This is a genomic window from Azovibrio restrictus DSM 23866 (assembly GCF_000429665.1).
Taxonomy (GTDB): Bacteria; Pseudomonadota; Gammaproteobacteria; order Burkholderiales; family Rhodocyclaceae; genus Azovibrio; species Azovibrio restrictus.
The window spans coordinates 127,767-142,084 of sequence record NZ_AUCH01000005.1 but is presented as its reverse complement, the minus strand read 5'-3'; the positions used below and the strand labels follow the sequence as shown (position 1 = coordinate 142,084).

At 66.2% G+C, this 14,318-nt stretch carries 12 protein-coding genes; 5 read left to right on the top strand and 7 right to left on the bottom strand.

Annotated elements, in window-relative coordinates; genetic code table 11:
- The first annotated feature begins 163 nt into the window (after nucleotides 1-163).
- Together G474_RS0106780 and G474_RS0106775 are read left to right on the top strand one after the other, a co-directional pair.
- Entirely contained in the window at nucleotides 164-1,207 is a 1,044-nt protein-coding gene (locus G474_RS0106780) for an inorganic phosphate transporter (protein WP_026686312.1), read from the top strand.
- A gap of 12 nt (nucleotides 1,208-1,219) precedes the next feature.
- The gene (locus tag G474_RS0106775; protein WP_026686311.1) at nucleotides 1,220-1,861 is read left to right on the top strand and encodes a DUF47 domain-containing protein; all 642 of its coding nucleotides are present in this window, start codon (nucleotides 1,220-1,222) and stop codon (nucleotides 1,859-1,861) included.
- A gap of 38 nt (nucleotides 1,862-1,899) precedes the next feature.
- Here the strand turns inward: G474_RS0106775 and G474_RS0106770 are convergent, their stop codons facing one another.
- Complete coding sequence (locus tag G474_RS0106770) at nucleotides 1,900-2,613, bottom strand: aldehyde dehydrogenase family protein (protein WP_026686310.1); 714 nt, start codon at nucleotides 2,611-2,613, stop codon at nucleotides 1,900-1,902.
- A gap of 76 nt (nucleotides 2,614-2,689) precedes the next feature.
- Between G474_RS0106770 and G474_RS0106765 the strand changes: the two genes are divergently transcribed.
- Complete coding sequence (locus G474_RS0106765) at nucleotides 2,690-3,502, top strand: IclR family transcriptional regulator (protein ID WP_026686309.1); 813 nt, start codon at nucleotides 2,690-2,692, stop codon at nucleotides 3,500-3,502.
- 78 nt (nucleotides 3,503-3,580) lie between these two features.
- Here G474_RS0106765 and pbpG read toward each other — a convergent pair whose 3' ends face one another.
- The gene (gene pbpG / locus G474_RS0106760) at nucleotides 3,581-4,621 is read right to left on the bottom strand and encodes a D-alanyl-D-alanine endopeptidase (RefSeq protein ID WP_026686308.1); all 1,041 of its coding nucleotides are present in this window, start codon (nucleotides 4,619-4,621) and stop codon (nucleotides 3,581-3,583) included.
- A 165-nt stretch (nucleotides 4,622-4,786) separates the two neighbouring features.
- Entirely contained in the window at nucleotides 4,787-7,060 is a 2,274-nt protein-coding gene (locus tag G474_RS0106755; RefSeq protein WP_026686307.1) for an NADP-dependent malic enzyme, read from the bottom strand.
- Nucleotides 7,061-7,341: 281 nt separating this feature from the next.
- Between G474_RS0106755 and G474_RS0106750 the strand changes: the two genes are divergently transcribed.
- A complete protein-coding gene (locus tag G474_RS0106750; protein WP_026686306.1) occupies nucleotides 7,342-9,186 on the top strand; it encodes a phosphoenolpyruvate carboxykinase (GTP) in 1,845 nt (614 codons plus the stop codon).
- Between the two features lie 215 nt (nucleotides 9,187-9,401).
- Complete coding sequence (locus G474_RS0106745; RefSeq protein ID WP_026686305.1) at nucleotides 9,402-10,562, top strand: pyridoxal phosphate-dependent aminotransferase; 1,161 nt, start codon at nucleotides 9,402-9,404, stop codon at nucleotides 10,560-10,562.
- Here the strand turns inward: G474_RS0106745 and ampD are convergent.
- The 4 genes from ampD to G474_RS0106725 are packed head-to-tail and all read right to left on the bottom strand — an operon-like array spanning nucleotide 10,539 to nucleotide 14,252.
- Nucleotides 10,539-11,114, bottom strand: a complete 576-nt coding sequence (gene ampD, locus G474_RS0106740; RefSeq protein WP_026686304.1) for a 1,6-anhydro-N-acetylmuramyl-L-alanine amidase AmpD — start codon at nucleotides 11,112-11,114, stop codon at nucleotides 10,539-10,541. The two genes, G474_RS0106745 and ampD, sit on opposite strands and share 24 nt — an antisense overlap.
- Nucleotides 11,114-12,424, bottom strand: coding sequence for a sigma-54-dependent transcriptional regulator (locus tag G474_RS0106735; protein WP_026686303.1), 1,311 nt, complete (start codon nucleotides 12,422-12,424; stop codon nucleotides 11,114-11,116). The genes ampD and G474_RS0106735 overlap by 1 nt, the downstream gene beginning before the upstream one ends.
- On the bottom strand, nucleotides 12,421-14,034 hold the full coding sequence (locus G474_RS19885; RefSeq protein ID WP_156919184.1) for a two-component system sensor histidine kinase NtrB: 1,614 nt from the start codon (nucleotides 14,032-14,034) through the stop codon (nucleotides 12,421-12,423). Before G474_RS19885 ends, G474_RS0106735 begins: the two co-directional genes overlap by 4 nt.
- The gene (locus G474_RS0106725) at nucleotides 14,031-14,252 is read right to left on the bottom strand and encodes a PP0621 family protein (RefSeq protein ID WP_026686302.1); all 222 of its coding nucleotides are present in this window, start codon (nucleotides 14,250-14,252) and stop codon (nucleotides 14,031-14,033) included. The genes G474_RS19885 and G474_RS0106725 overlap by 4 nt, the downstream gene beginning before the upstream one ends.
- Between the last annotated feature and the right edge of the window lie 66 nt (nucleotides 14,253-14,318).

The window sequence follows — 14,318 nt, the reverse complement described above, 5'->3', positions numbered from 1 at the left end:
GGAGAGGATGTTTCGGGCATCGCTGGAGCCACAATCCTGTGCGCGTACCCACCATGATGGCGCGCTCCGGTGACAGGCAGGTGACAGGCGCGTGACAACCCTTCCTTGCCGCAGGCCCCCGGGCCCTATAATGGGGCGTGCAATTTCCCTGAGCGGAGGCCCCGTGGACACCCTGTTGTTCCTGACCATCGCCACCGTGGCCATCGTCCTGCTGTTCGATTACACCAACGGCTTCCACGATGCGGCCAACATCGTCGCCACGGTGATCGCCTCCCGGGCCATGACCCCGGCCCAGGCCGTGGTGGTGGTGGGGGTATTCGAGTTCCTGGGGCCCCTGCTGGGGGGAACGGCAGTGGCCAACACCATAGGCTCCTTCGTGCAACTGGGGGATATCCAGCCCCTGCTCTCCCTGGCGGTGCTCCTCTGCGGCCTCTTGGGCGCCATCGTCTGGAACTTCATCACCTGGTGGAAGGGCATTCCCTCCTCCTCCTCCCACGCCCTGGTGGGCGGCCTGGTGGGGGCGGTCCTGGTTTCCGTGGGCAGCGAGCACGTGGTCTGGGGCTGGAGCGAGCTGCTCCAGGGCCGGGTCACCGGCGTCGTCAAGGTTCTGGCCGCCCTGCTCCTCTCCCCTCTGGCGGGCTTCTGGGCCGGCTACCTGATCCACCGCCTGATGCACGCCCTGCTCCGGGCCGCCCGCCCCGCCGCCAACTCCGGCCTGAAGCTGGCCCAGTACGCCACTGCGGCAGGATTGGCCTTTTCCCACGGAGCCAACGACGCCCAGAAAAGCATGGGCATCCTCACCCTGGTGCTCCTCACCGGCGGCTTCATCAAGGAATTTGCCGTGCCCTTCTGGGTCATGCTGGCCTGCGCCTCGGCCATCACCCTGGGCATCCTCTCCGGGGGCTGGCGCATCGTGCGCACCCTGGGCTTCGCCATCTACCGGGTACGCCCCATCCATGCCCTGGATTCCCAGCTCACTTCGGCAGCCGTGATCTTTGGCGCTTCCATGGCCGGCGCCCCGGTGTCCACCACCCACGTGGTGGCCACCTCCATCATGGGTATCGGCGCCTCGGAACGGCCTCGCTCGGTGCGCTGGTCCAAGGCCGGCGACATCATCATGACCTGGATCATCACCATCCCCGGGGCGGCCTGCTTTGCCATCCTGGCCTATGCCCTGGTGAATCTGTTCCTCAAGCCCGCAGCCTGATCGGGAGGCCCCATGCAAAACGACAGCCCATCCATCTTCCGCCGCCTCTACGACCGGGTCTTTCCCCGGATGCCCGACTTCTTCACCCTGCTCTCCGAGCAGTGCCTGCAGGTGGCCCATACCACGGGCCTGCTGGTGGAATTCATGGAAACCGCCGCCCCGGAGATCGGCCAGCAGATCCGCCAGGACGAGCATGAGGCGGACCGGATCAAGGTACGCAACCTGCACACCCTGAACGAGGCCTTCTCCACCCCCATGGACCGGGAGGATATCTACCGGGCCATCGTGGATCTGGATGACGTGGTGAATTACTGCAAGACCACGGTGAGCGAAATGGATGTGCTAGGGGTGCCCCCGGACAAGCACACCCTGGAAATGGCCATGCACCTGAAAATGGGCATGGATGCCCTGGTGATCGGCTACGGCAAGCTGGGGCGGCTGCCCTACTCGGCCGCCGAGGACGCGGATACTGCCAGGAAGGCGGAGCGCAAAGTGGAAAAGGCTTACCGCCGGGCCCTGGCCGACCTGTTCCAGGGGGAGGACTACATCAACATGTTCAAGCGGCGGGAAATCTACCGTCACCTCTCCAACGCCGCCGACCGCATGGCCAACTGCGCCAACACCCTGCACGACATCGTGGTGAAGATCTGCTGAGGGCCGGACCCGGTCCGACCCCGCTTCAAGGACTCGATTCAGGCACTCAACTGGCAGGGCTTGCCCACCTGGGCGGCCCGCTCCGCCACCCGGACAGCCAGCTCGGGCCGGCCGGCAAAACCCAGACGAGCGATGTCGGGATGCCCGCACAGGGCAGCCAGGGCGGCATCATCCCCCTGGACCAGGTTCACCACCCCGGCCGGCAGTCCCACCCGGGCCGACAGCTCCACCAGGGCATAGGCGGCCCCGGGCGCCTTGGGCGTGGGCTTCAACACCACCGTGCCACCGGTCTGCAGCACCGGCACCAGGAGCTGCGCCGCCTGGGCCAGGGGAGCGGCGTCATCCCAGGCCAGGGCCACCACCTGGCCCGCATCCGCCGGCTCTACCGCAGCGCCGTCCTGACGCAGGAAGGCCACGGTCCGGGACACTTCGGCCTGGGCCTCGGCCTCATCCTGCCCGGTTTCCTGGCGCAGCAGCTTGGCGAAATGGCCGCTGTATTGTTCCAGGCCCGCCGCCCAGGCCGTCAGCAGGGCCATCCTGGCGTCGCGCTCCCGGGCGGCCCAGGCCGGCGCGGCGGCCCCGGCAGCCCGGACCGCCTCGGCCACTTCGTCGGCACCGCACAGGGGGGTACGACGCAGGGGCTCACCGGTCAAGGCGTCCCGCACCTCGAAAAAGGACTGAACCATGGTGAGAAAGGCCCGGCCATTGATCCACAGGGGCAGGGCCGGCGGCCCATCAGGACTCAGCATCATGTTGAATGCGCTCCAATGCTAGAATAGTGCGGTGCACAACCGGGCCCAGGGGCCCGACGAATCGGCGAAAGGGCGCATGTTAGCCCCAAGCCCGAATGAACGGAAGCCAAGCAGCGTGTCTGAAGCCACCCCCAAGAATTCCATCCAGGTCATCGAGCGCATGATGGCGCTCCTGGACGTATTGGCCGATTGTGCCGATCCGGTCAGCCTGAAGATCCTGTCCCAGCGCACCGGACTGCACCCCTCCACCGCCCACCGCATCCTCGCCTCCCTGACGGGCAGCCGCTTCGTGGAACGGCAGGACGCCGGCACCTACCAGCTCGGCATCCGGCTCCTGGAGCTGGGCAACTTGGTGAAGACCCGCATCAACCTGCGCCAGGTGGCCCTGCCCTACATGCAGCAGCTGCACGAGAAGATCGGGGAAAGCGTCAACCTGGGCATCCGCCACGAGGACGAGATCGTCTATATCGAGCGGACCTCGGCGGGCCGCTCCCTGGTGCGGGTGGTGTATCTAGTGGGGGGGCGCGCCCCCCTGCACCTGACTTCGGTGGGCAAGCTGTTCCTGGCGGAAGACCCGCCCCAGGCCGTCAAGGAATACGCCAAGCGCACCGGTCTGCCGGGCAAGACCGCCCATTCCCTGGTGACCCTGGCGAGCCTGGAAAAGGATCTGGAGCGGATTCGCCGCCACAACGTGGGCTTCGACGACGAGGAGGCGGAAGTGGGCCTGAAGTGCGTCGCGGCGCCGATCCGGGACGACGAAGGGGGCATGGTGGCAGGCCTCTCGGTTTCCGCCCCCACGGAACGGCATCAGGACAACTGGCCCACCCTGGTGAAGGAAACGGCGGACGCCATCTCCCACGCCCTGGGCTACCTGCCCGGCAAGCGCTGAGGCCCGGCACTTGCCGGCGCTGCAAAAGAAAAACGCGGCTCGAAGCCGCGTTTTTCATGTGAGCAGTGCCTCGCTATCTCAGGCGCCGGTATTACGCGGTGTCGAGGCGCTCTCCATCCAGCGCTTGATCCGGTTGGCGTCGCCGACCCGGGTCATCTTGCCGGTGGAATCCAGCAGCACCATCACCACGGGCTTGTCGGCCACCCAGGCCTGCATCACCAGGCAGCGGCCCGCCTCGGAAATGTAACCGGTCTTGGACAGACCAATCTGCCACTGGGGATTCTTCACCAGGGCATTGGTATTGTTGAAGTCCAGGATGCGGTGCCCCAGGTCCACCCGGGCTTCCGCCATGGTCGAGTATTCGCGGATCTTCGGGTACTGGTGCGCCGCCATCACCATACGGGCCAGATCCCGGGCCGTGGACACGTTGTTTACCGAGAGCCCGGTGGGTTCTTCGAAATGGGTGTGGGTCAGACCCAGGGACCAGGCCTTGCGGTTCATGGCCGCCACGAAAGCCTGCAGGCCGCCCGGGTAATGGCGCCCCAGGGCGTTGGCGGCACGGTTTTCGGAAGACATCAGGGCCAGCAGCAGGGCCGTGTCCCGGGTCATGGCCGAGCCCACCTGCAGCCGGGAGCGGGTGCCCTTGAGGTAATCCACGTCCTGGTCGGAGATGCTGATCACCTCCTCCATGTTCAAGCCCGCGTCCAGGACCACCATGGCCGTCATGAGCTTGGAGATGGAAGCGATGGGCACCACGGTGCCGGGGTTCTTCTCCAGCAGGGGCTTGCCGCTATGCTGGTCCATGACCAGCACCGAAGCGGAGGCCAGGGACAGGCGACCGTCACTCCAGTCCTCGGGCAGGGCAGCCACCTTGCGGCTGGAAACGGACTTGCTGCTGGCCGCCACCTGCTTTGCCGATGCGCTGCCGGCCTTGGCACGCTGCTGCCCCTTGCCGGACGTCTTGGCCGCAGTCTTGCTGGCGGGTTTCTTGGCGCTGGCCTTCTTGCTGGCGGTGGTACTGCTCTTGGCCGTGCTTTTCTTTTCCGCGGCCAGGACGGACGAACCGGAGCCCAGAACGGTCATGGCACAGACAAGCAGGGATATGGTGAGTTTCTTCATGGGCCTCCCCCGAATAGGCGGGCAATTTTAAGGCAGTTTAGCAGCCCCTCATACAAAAGCAATAGAAAGAGGCAGTTACAAAGGAAAGCTGGAGTCGGTTCTAGAAAAAAGACCGCTCCGACTGAATTTCGGAGCGGTCTCTGGGACGGGACAAGGGGGCCGGACTCAGCTCCGGGCTGCGTCCACCACCGTCAGGGCGGTCATGTTGACGATCCGGCGCACGGTGGCGGTGGGCGTCAGGATATGCACCGGCTTGCTGGCCCCCAGCAGGATGGGGCCCACGGTCAGGTTATCCCCGGCCGCCGTCTTCAGCAGGTTGAAGGAGATGTTGGCCGCATCCAGGGTGGGCAGCACCAGCAGGTTGGCCTGGCCCTTGAGCCGGGAATTGGGGAAGGCCTGCAGACGGATCTGCTCGTCCAGGGCCGCGTCCCCGTGCATCTCCCCTTCGGCTTCCAGATCGGGGGCCTGTTCTTCCAGCAGTTGCAAAACCCGGCGCATTTTCTGGGAGGTGGGGGTCTCCTCGGTCCCGAAGCTGGAGTGGGAAAGCAGGGCCACCTTGGGGGCGATCCCGAAGCGGCGTACCTCTTCGGCTGCCAGCAGGGTCATTTCCGCCAGTTGCTCGGCGCTGGGATCGTAATTGCCGTAGGTGTCGCCGATGAACACGGTGCGTCCGGGCAGGATCAGCAGGTTCACCGTGTAATAGGTGCTGGCCCCCTCGCTCATGCCGATCACGTGCTTGACGTAATAGCGGTGCAGCTGATGCCGCCCGAAGGTGCCGCAGATCAACCCGTCGGCCAGCCCCAGGCGCACGGCCAGAGCGCCGCACAGGGTGTGACGGCGGCGCACTTCCCGCTTGGCGTAATCCAGGGAAACCCCCTTGCGCTCCATGAGGCGGTGGTATTCCTGCCAGAAGGCGTCGTAACGGGGATTGTTGTCCGGGTCCAGGACCTCGTAATCCAGCTCCGCCTTGATGCGCAGGCCGGCCGCCTCGATCTTGCTGGCGATGACGGCGGGCCGGCCGATCAGGATGGGCCGGGCCATGCGCTCTTCCGCCACCACCTGCACGGCGCGCAGCACCCGCTCGTCCTCGCCCTCGGCATAGACGATGCGCTTGGGGGCGGCCTTGGCCTGGGCAAACACCGGCTTCATGATCAGGCCCGAGTGGTACACGAACTCGTTCAGGCTCTGCAGGTAAGCCGGCCAGTCGGCGATGGGCCGGGTGGCAACACCGGAATCCATGGCCGCCTGGGCCACGGCGGGGGCGATCTTGACGATCAGGCGGGGGTCGAAGGGCTTGGGAATCAGGTACTCGGGGCCGAAGGCCGACACCCGTTCGCCATAAGCGGCGGCCACCACCTCGCTCTGCTCGGCCCGGGCCAGCTCGGCAATGGCCTTCACCGCCGCCAGCTTCATCTCTTCGGTGATGGTGGTGGCGCCCACGTCCAGGGCGCCGCGGAAGATGAAGGGGAAGCAGAGGACGTTGTTCACCTGGTTCGGGTAATCGGAACGGCCGGTGGCGATGATGGCGTCGTCGCGCACGGCTTTCACGTCATCCGGCAGGATTTCCGGATTCGGGTTGGCCAGGGCCAGTACCAGAGGATTTTTGGCCATCCTGGCCACCATGTCCTGCTTCAGCACGCCACCGGCGGAAAGACCCAGGAACACGTCGGCACCATCGATGACCTCGCCCAGGGTACGGGCATCGGTCTGCTTGGCGTAGCGGGCCTTGATCTCGTCCATTTCCTCGACCCGGCCTTCGTAGACCACGCCCTTGATGTCGGTGACCCAGATGTTCTCCACCGGAATGCCGAGCATCACCAACAGGTCCAGGCAGGCCAGGGCAGCTGCGCCGGCGCCGGAAGTCACCAGCTTGATCTGCTTCAGGTCCTTGCCCAGGTAGGTGAGGCCGTTGAGGATGGCGGCGCCGACCACGATGGCGGTGCCGTGCTGGTCATCATGGAAGACGGGAATCTTCATGCGTTCCCGGCATTTCTTCTCGATGTAGAAGCACTCGGGGGCCTTGATGTCTTCCAGGTTGATGCCGCCGAAAGTGGGCTCCAGGGCCACGATCATGTCGATCAGCTTGTCCGGATCCCGCTCCTCGATCTCCAGGTCGAAGACATCGATGTTGGCGAATTTCTTGAACAGCACGCCCTTGCCTTCCATCACCGGCTTGGCGGCCAGGGGGCCGATGTTGCCCAGGCCCAGCACGGCAGTGCCGTTGGTGATGACGCCCACCAGGTTGGCCCGGGCGGTGAGGCTGGAAACCTCGGCAGGATCGGCGACGATCTCCTCACAGGCGGCCGCCACCCCGGGGGAGTAGGCCATGGACAGGTCGTACTGGTTGGTCAGCTGCTTGGTGGGCAGCACGGCAATCTTCCCGGGTTTGGGATGACGATGGTAATGAAGGGCGGCGTTGCGCAGCTGCTGCTTGTCCATGGCTTTTGTCTCGCATTATGAAAAACAGTTTTGTTTAGCGGGAAGAGTGTAGCACGCTGATCCATTCTAGTGCGTCTCGGAAAACCCTCATCTTGGGTCCCCATCAAAAAGTTAAGTTTCTGTTTAGAAGCCGTTATGCCATAATTACAGGCTTTCCTGCCGACGGCCGACTGGACCCCGAAGAAAGCCCAGCGACCGGCGCGGAGAACGGTTCGGACCCGCCATGAAAAATTGAAGAGGGCCCACTTTCCTGCTGATCCTGATCTTGAAGAGAGATTGTTATGACCGCACCGTTGAATGCTCCCGCCTACGTCAAAAATGAGCGACTGAAACAATGGGTCGCCGAAATCGCTGAGCTCACCCAACCCGACCAGATCTACTGGGCCGATGGTTCCCAAGAAGAATACGACCGCCTGTGCGCCGAAATGGTCAAGGCCGGCACCCTGATCAAGCTGAACGAACAGAAGCGTCCGAACTCCTATCTGGCCTTCTCCGACCCCTCCGACGTGGCCCGCGTCGAAGACCGCACCTACATCTGCTCCGCAAAGAAGGAAGACGCCGGCCCCACCAACAATTGGGAAGAGCCCGCCAAGATGCGCGAGACCCTGAACGGCCTGTTCAAGGGCTGCATGAAGGGCCGCACCATGTACGTCATCCCCTTCTCCATGGGCCCCCTGGGTTCTCCCATCGCCCACATCGGCATCGAAATCACCGACTCCGCCTACGTGGTCGCCAACATGCGCACCATGACCCGCATGGGCAAGGCCGTCAGCGAACTGCTCGGTACCGATGGCGAGTTCGTGCCCTGCGTGCACTCCGTCGGCGCCCCCCTGGAGCCGGGCCAGCAGGACGCCAAGTGGCCCTGCAACCCCACCGTCAAGTACATCGTGCACTACCCCGAAACCCGGGAAATCTGGTCCTACGGCTCCGGCTACGGCGGCAACGCCCTGCTCGGCAAGAAGTGCTTCGCCCTGCGCATCGCCTCCAACATGGCCCGGGAACAGGGCTGGCTGGCCGAACACATGCTGATCCTGGGCGTGGAATCCCCCGAAGGCGAAAAGACCTACGTGGCCGCCGCCTTCCCCTCCGCCTGCGGCAAGACCAACTTCGCCATGCTGATCCCGCCCAAGTCCTTCAACGGCTGGAAGATCACCACCATCGGCGACGACATCGCCTGGATCAAGCCCCGCGTCGATGCCGACGGCGTCACCCGCTTCTACGCCATCAACCCGGAAGCCGGCTTCTTCGGCGTCGCCCCCGGCACCAGCGAGAAGACCAACTACAACGCCCTGGCCACCCTGAAGGAAAACATCATCTTCACCAACGTCGCCCTGACCGATGACGGCGACGTGTGGTGGGAAGGCCTGACCAAGGAAGCCCCGGCCCACCTGATCGACTGGCAGGGCAATGACTGGACGCCGGAAGACGGCAAGGCCGGCAAGAAGGCCGCCCACGCCAACTCCCGCTTCACCGCCCCGGCCGCCCAGTGCCCCTCCATCGACCCGGCCTGGGAAGATCCCGCCGGCGTGCCCATCTCCGCCTTCATCTTCGGCGGCCGCCGCGCCACCACCGTGCCCCTGGTGTACCAGGCCTTCAACTGGAACTTCGGTGTCTATATGGCCGCCACCCTGGGCTCCGAGACCACCGCTGCCGCCTTTGGCGCCCAGGGCGTGGTACGTCGCGACCCCTTCGCCATGCTGCCCTTCTGCGGCTACCACATGGGTGACTACTTCAACCACTGGCTGAAGATGGGTCACACCGTGGATGCCACCCCCAAGATCTTCTGCGTGAACTGGTTCCGCATGAACGAAAAGGGCGAATTCATGTGGCCCGGCTTCGGCGACAACATGCGCGTCCTGAAGTGGATCGTGGAACGCTGCAAGGGCACCGTGGCCGCCAAGGAAAGCACCCTGGGCTGGATGCCCCGCTTCGAGGACATCGACTGGACCGGCACCGACATCGCCAAGGATGAGTTCGATGCCCTGACCCAGGTGGATGCCGATGCCTGGAAGAAGGAACTGGAACTGCACAAGGAATGGTTCGACAAGCTGGGCGAGAAGCTGCCCAAGGAACTGACCCTGAAGCGCGAACTGTTCGAGCTGGGCCTGTTCAAGAACGCGGCCTGAATCTTAGCCGCTGCCTGACCGACGGCCACCTCCGGGTGGCCGTTTCCTTTTCATCCCTGAAACCTCATCATGGGACCCCCTGAGACATGGAAAAGCCCGAGCGGGGCCAAGCTAGCGCCGCTGCCGGGTCGTGCAAGGCAAGTGACAAGGTCTTGCAATCCAGCCTTCCCCTGTGTCTCTGTGGTGGGGAATTCAGGTTAATCCGGAGGAATCCCATGCGCCCAGCCGCCCGCCGCAATCAGGACATCGCCCCCTTCCACGTGATGGAGCTTCTGGCCCGGGCCCAGGCCCTGGAAGCCCAGGGCCGGGACATCGTGCACATGGAGGTGGGAGAGCCGGATTTCCCCACCCCGGCCCCCATCGTCCGCGCCGCCCAGGCGGCCATCGCCGCCGGCAAGACCTACTACACCCCGGCCCTGGGCCTGCCTGAACTGCGCCAGGCCATCGCCGATTTCTACCTGAGCCGCTACGGGGTGCAGGTCCCGGCCCGGCGCATCGTCGTCACCGCCGGAGCCTCCGGCGCCCTGACCCTGGCCCTGGCCTGTCTCACCGAACCCGGCAGCCGCTGGCTGCTGGCGGACCCGGGCTACCCCTGCAACCGCCACTTCGTGCGGGTCTTCGAAGGAGAGCCGGTAGCCGTGCCGGTGGGCCCGGACGACAACTTCCAGCTCACCCCGGCACTGCTGGCCCGGCACTGGGACGAACAAACGGCCGGCGCCCTGGTGGCGAGCCCGGCCAATCCCACCGGCACCCTGCTCTCCGCCAGCGAACTGGAGGCCCTGGCTGCGGCGGTACGGGAACGGGACGGCCACCTGCTGGTGGACGAGATCTACCACGGCCTCAGTTACGGCCAGGACTGCCCCAGCGCCCTGGCCACCGGAGAGGACCTGTGGGTGATCAACAGCTTCTCCAAGTATTTCCAGATGACCGGCTGGCGCCTGGGCTGGCTCGTAGTGCCGGAACCTTATCTGCGGGACGTGGAAAAACTGGCCCAGAACCTCTTCATCGCGCCCTCCACCCCGGCCCAGCACGCCGCCCTGGCGGCCTTCGCGCCGGAGACCCAGGCCATCCTGGAAGAGCGCCGGGCCATCCTGGGCGCCCGGCGGGACTACCTGGCCCCGGCCCTGGAGCGCCTGGGTTTTCGCCTCGCGGCCCGGCCGGAAGGGGCGTTCTATCTCTGGTGCGACAGCTCCGCCCTGGCCGCGGACAGCTTCCAGCTGGCCACCCGCCTGCTGGAAGAAGCCGGCGTGGCCGCCACCCCGGGCCTGGACTTCGGCCAGCACCAGCCGGAGCGCCACATGCGCTTTGCCTACACCACCGACCAGGCCCGCCTGGAGGAGGCGGTGGCGCGCCTAGGCCGTCACCTGGGCCGGTAGTTCCAGGCCGGGAAAGCGGCGGGCCAGTTCCCGCCAGTCGAAATAGGGCCCCGGGTCAGTCTTGCGGCCCGGCGCCACATGCTCGTGGCCGGCCATGGCGGTGATGGGATAGGCCCCGCAGATGGCCTGCAGCAGGGGCCAGAGGGCCTGGTACTGCTGCGGCGCAAAGGGCTGGCTGGCGCTGCCTTCCAGTTCGATGCCGATGGAGTAGTCATTGCAGTTGCCCCGCCCCTGCCAGGCCGACAGGCCCGCATGCCAGGCCCGGGCTGCGCCGCTGACGAACTGCACGACCTCCCCATCCCGGCGCAGGAAGAAATGGGCTGACACCTGGACATCAGCGATGGTGGCGAAATAGGGATGCCCGGCCGGGTCCAGCCGGTTGGTGAAGAACTGCTCCACGTAGGGCCCGCCAAATTCTTCCGGGGGCAGGCTGATGTGGTGCAGCAGCACCAGGGAAACCTGACTACCCTCAGGCCGGGGCCCGAAGTTAGGGCTATCCACCCGACGTGCTCCGGACCACCAGCCGTCCCGCCACTGCCCCGGACCCTGCATCAGACCTCCATGCCCAGCCGGTCCAGGCGGTAGCGCAGGGAGCGGAAGGAGATGCCCAGTACCCGGGCCGCCGCCGTGCGGTTGCCCGCTGTCTTTTCCAGTGCCTCCTGGATGGCCTGGCGTTCCACCCGGTTGAGGAAGTCGTCCAGGGTCTCGCCGGCGCGCCCGGCCCGGGCCTCGGCCGCACACTCGTCCCCCAGCTGCAGGTCGGCCACGTCGATGCAGGTATCGGCACAGAGGGCCGTGGCCCGCTCCAGGATGTTTTCCAGCTCCCGCACGTTGCCGGGAAAGGGATAGGCCTCCAGGGCCTGCCGGGCAGCGGGCGTCAGCTCCGGCACCATGGGACCGCACAGCCGGGTCAGCATGGCCCGCACCAGCTCGGGAATGTCCTCCCGCCGCTCCCGCAGGGGCGGAATGCGCAATTCGATGACGTTCAGGCGGTAGTACAGATCCTGGCGGAACAGGCCCTGTTCGACGCAGTCCCGCAGATTCTTGTGGGTGGCGCAGATGATGCGCACATCCACGGGCTCTTCCACGGTGCTGCCCACCTTGCGCACCTTCTTTTCCTGGATGGCCCGCAGGAGCTTCACCTGCATGGGCAGCGGCAGATCCGCCACCTCGTCCAGGAACAGGGTGCCTCCCTGGGCGGCGTGGAAAAAGCCCTCCCGCTCGCTGTCAGCGCCGGTGAAAGCCCCCTTGCGGTAGCCGAAGAACTCGCTTTCCATCAGGTTTTCCGGGATGGCGCCACAGTTGACGGGAACGAAGGGCGCCGCTGCCCGGGCGCTGCGCTCGTGGACCTGGCGGGCCGCCAGCTCCTTGCCGCTCCCGGATTCGCCGGAGATGTAGATGGGGGCCTGGCTGCGGGCCAGCTTTTCGATCAAGGCGCTGACCTGGGCCATGGCGGGAGAAACCCCCATCAGCATGGGCCCGGCCTCCGCCGGCGCTTCCCCGGGCAGGCGCAGGGCTGACTTCACCAGGGTGCGCAGCTGCTCCAGGCTGACCGGCTTGGCCAGGTAATCGAAGGCACCGGCCTTCAGGGCAGCCACGGCGTTTTCGGCGCTGCCGTAGGCGGTGATGACGGCCACCGGGGTATCGCTGCCCGACTCGCTCAGCTGCCGCACGATTTGCAGGCCGTCCCCGTCGGGCAGGCGCATGTCGGTGAGGCAGAGCTGATAGCGGTTGTCCTTGAGCAGGGCCTGGGCCTCGCCCACGGAGCCGGCGCAGTCCGCCGCCAGCCCCATGCGGGACAGGGTCAGGTCGATGAGCTCCCGGATATCCGCTTCGTCATCAACCACCAGGACACGGCTCAAGGCCCCCCGGGCGGATCGTCGTTCATGGCCTGGAGCTGACACGGCTCACTTCTCCCCTTCAAGACAAAATGGCCCCCGGGGCCCTCGGAACCCAGCAGCAGGCGGGCCCCGTTGGCCTCGCTCAACTCCCGGGCGATATGCAGACCCAGCCCGGTACCCCGGGTGGCGGTGGTGAAGAACGGCTCGAAGATCTGCTCGCGCAGATCCCGGGGAATGCCCGGGCCGTCGTCGATGACGTGCAATTCTACGCCATCGCCGGGCAGTCTCACCTCCAGGCGGACCGCCCCCGGATGCCGGGTGGAATGACGCAGGGCATTGCCCACCAGGTTCCAGAGCACCTGATGCAGCTGTCCCGGCTCGAAACAGAGGCGGGACTCCTCGGGCACCTGGAGCTGCAGGACACTGCTGTCCAGGTGTTCCTGGGCCAGGATCTCGCGGGTGAATTCGCTCAGGTACAGGGGCAGGACGATGGACTCCTGATCCACGGCCCGCTGGCGCCCCAGCACCAGCACGTCCTGGATCACCCGGTCCAGGCGCTGGGTGTTGTCGCGGATGATGCGCAGCAGGCGTTCCTGCATGGGGCCCCGGGCCTCCTCGGCGAGCAGGTCGCTGGCATGGCTGATGGCCGACAGGGGATTGCGGATTTCATGGGCGATGCTGGCGGTCAGGCGCCCCAGGGAAGCGAGCTTCAACTGCAGGGCCTGTTCGCGCAGCTTGCCCAGGTCTTCCAGGAACACCAGGGCAGCCCCGTCGGAGCTGCGGGTACGCACGAAGCGGGCCGCCAGTTCCTGCCCCTCGGGCCGGGCCAGCTCCACCCGTTTGGGACCGCCGGCATCCCGCCAGGCCCGGTAACCCCGCGCCAGTTCCGGCTCGATGCGGGCCAGCAGGCCGCCCTCCCGGGCCACGGCGCCGAAGATGGACAGGGCCCGGGGATTGCTGCGCAGGACCCGGCCCTCCACATCCACCACCAGCACCCCGTCCTGCATGCGCTCCAGAACCCGGCGGCTGATGCGCATCTGGTTGTCCAGCTCCACCCCCCGGCGCCGGGCCAGTTCCTCGTTGCTGGCCAGCCGCCGCCCCAGCAGGTGGGCGGAAATGGCCGTGGCGAAGAAGCCCATGGACAGGAAACCGGCCTGGACCACCCGGGCCGTATCGATATTGCGGGTCAGCACCCCCAGCATTTCCATGCACAGCAGGGACAGGGTGGCCAGGGCCGCATAGAACAGGGCCAGCCGCCCCCGGGCCACCAGGCTGGCGCCGGCCACGGACACCAGCAGCACCACCCCCAGACCGCTGCGCAGCCCGCCCAGGACGAACATCAGCAGGTTGACGCCCACCATGTCCACCAGCACCTGGGTGGTCAGCTGGGCATGGAAGCGGACCCGCCAGAGCAGGGACAGCAGCAGCCCCAGGGCCACCAGCCCCCCATAACCGGAGCCCACCACGAGCAGGAACTGCCGCTCCAGGGCATCCAGCTTGAGCGACTCCTGCCAGGGCAGGAAGGGCATCAGCCCCAGCAGCAGGGCCAGCACCAGGCGATAGCCGTTGAACAGCTGGAAGGAACGCCAGGGCGGCGCCAGGGGCGCCTCTTCCATCATGTTCAGCATCATCCCGGCCCCAGACGCCGGTGGGCCTCACTACAATAGTGCAGGCCATCCCCGTCCCTGAGCATGTCGCTCACGGGGCCATACACGCCGCAATGGCTGCAGGCCACCATGGCCTCTTCCCCCGGCGGCAGGCGGGAGGGCGGCGCCGGGGGGCGACCCTTGAGGCGGCGCCAGATCCACCACCCTGCCAGGGCCAGGAGCATCAGGATCAGATATTTCATGGAATAAGGTTCAGGCAGATAAACAGGCGAGAGCATAGCAGCTTCATCCATCAGCCAAGGCATCCC

Coding starts and splice junctions, on each gene's coding strand:
- G474_RS0106775 (WP_026686311.1), top strand. CDS start 1,220: ATGCAAAACGACAGCCCATCCATCTTCCGCCGCCTCTACGACCGGGTC.
- G474_RS0106770 (WP_026686310.1), bottom strand. CDS start 2,613: ATGATGCTGAGTCCTGATGGGCCGCCGGCCCTGCCCCTGTGGATCAAT.
- G474_RS0106765 (WP_026686309.1), top strand. CDS start 2,690: ATGTTAGCCCCAAGCCCGAATGAACGGAAGCCAAGCAGCGTGTCTGAA.
- pbpG (WP_026686308.1), bottom strand. CDS start 4,621: ATGAAGAAACTCACCATATCCCTGCTTGTCTGTGCCATGACCGTTCTG.
- G474_RS0106755 (WP_026686307.1), bottom strand. CDS start 7,060: ATGGACAAGCAGCAGCTGCGCAACGCCGCCCTTCATTACCATCGTCAT.
- G474_RS0106750 (WP_026686306.1), top strand. CDS start 7,342: ATGACCGCACCGTTGAATGCTCCCGCCTACGTCAAAAATGAGCGACTG.
- G474_RS0106745 (WP_026686305.1), top strand. CDS start 9,402: ATGCGCCCAGCCGCCCGCCGCAATCAGGACATCGCCCCCTTCCACGTG.
- ampD (WP_026686304.1), bottom strand. CDS start 11,114: ATGCAGGGTCCGGGGCAGTGGCGGGACGGCTGGTGGTCCGGAGCACGT.
- G474_RS19885 (WP_156919184.1), bottom strand. CDS start 14,034: ATGATGCTGAACATGATGGAAGAGGCGCCCCTGGCGCCGCCCTGGCGT.
- G474_RS0106725 (WP_026686302.1), bottom strand. CDS start 14,252: ATGAAATATCTGATCCTGATGCTCCTGGCCCTGGCAGGGTGGTGGATC.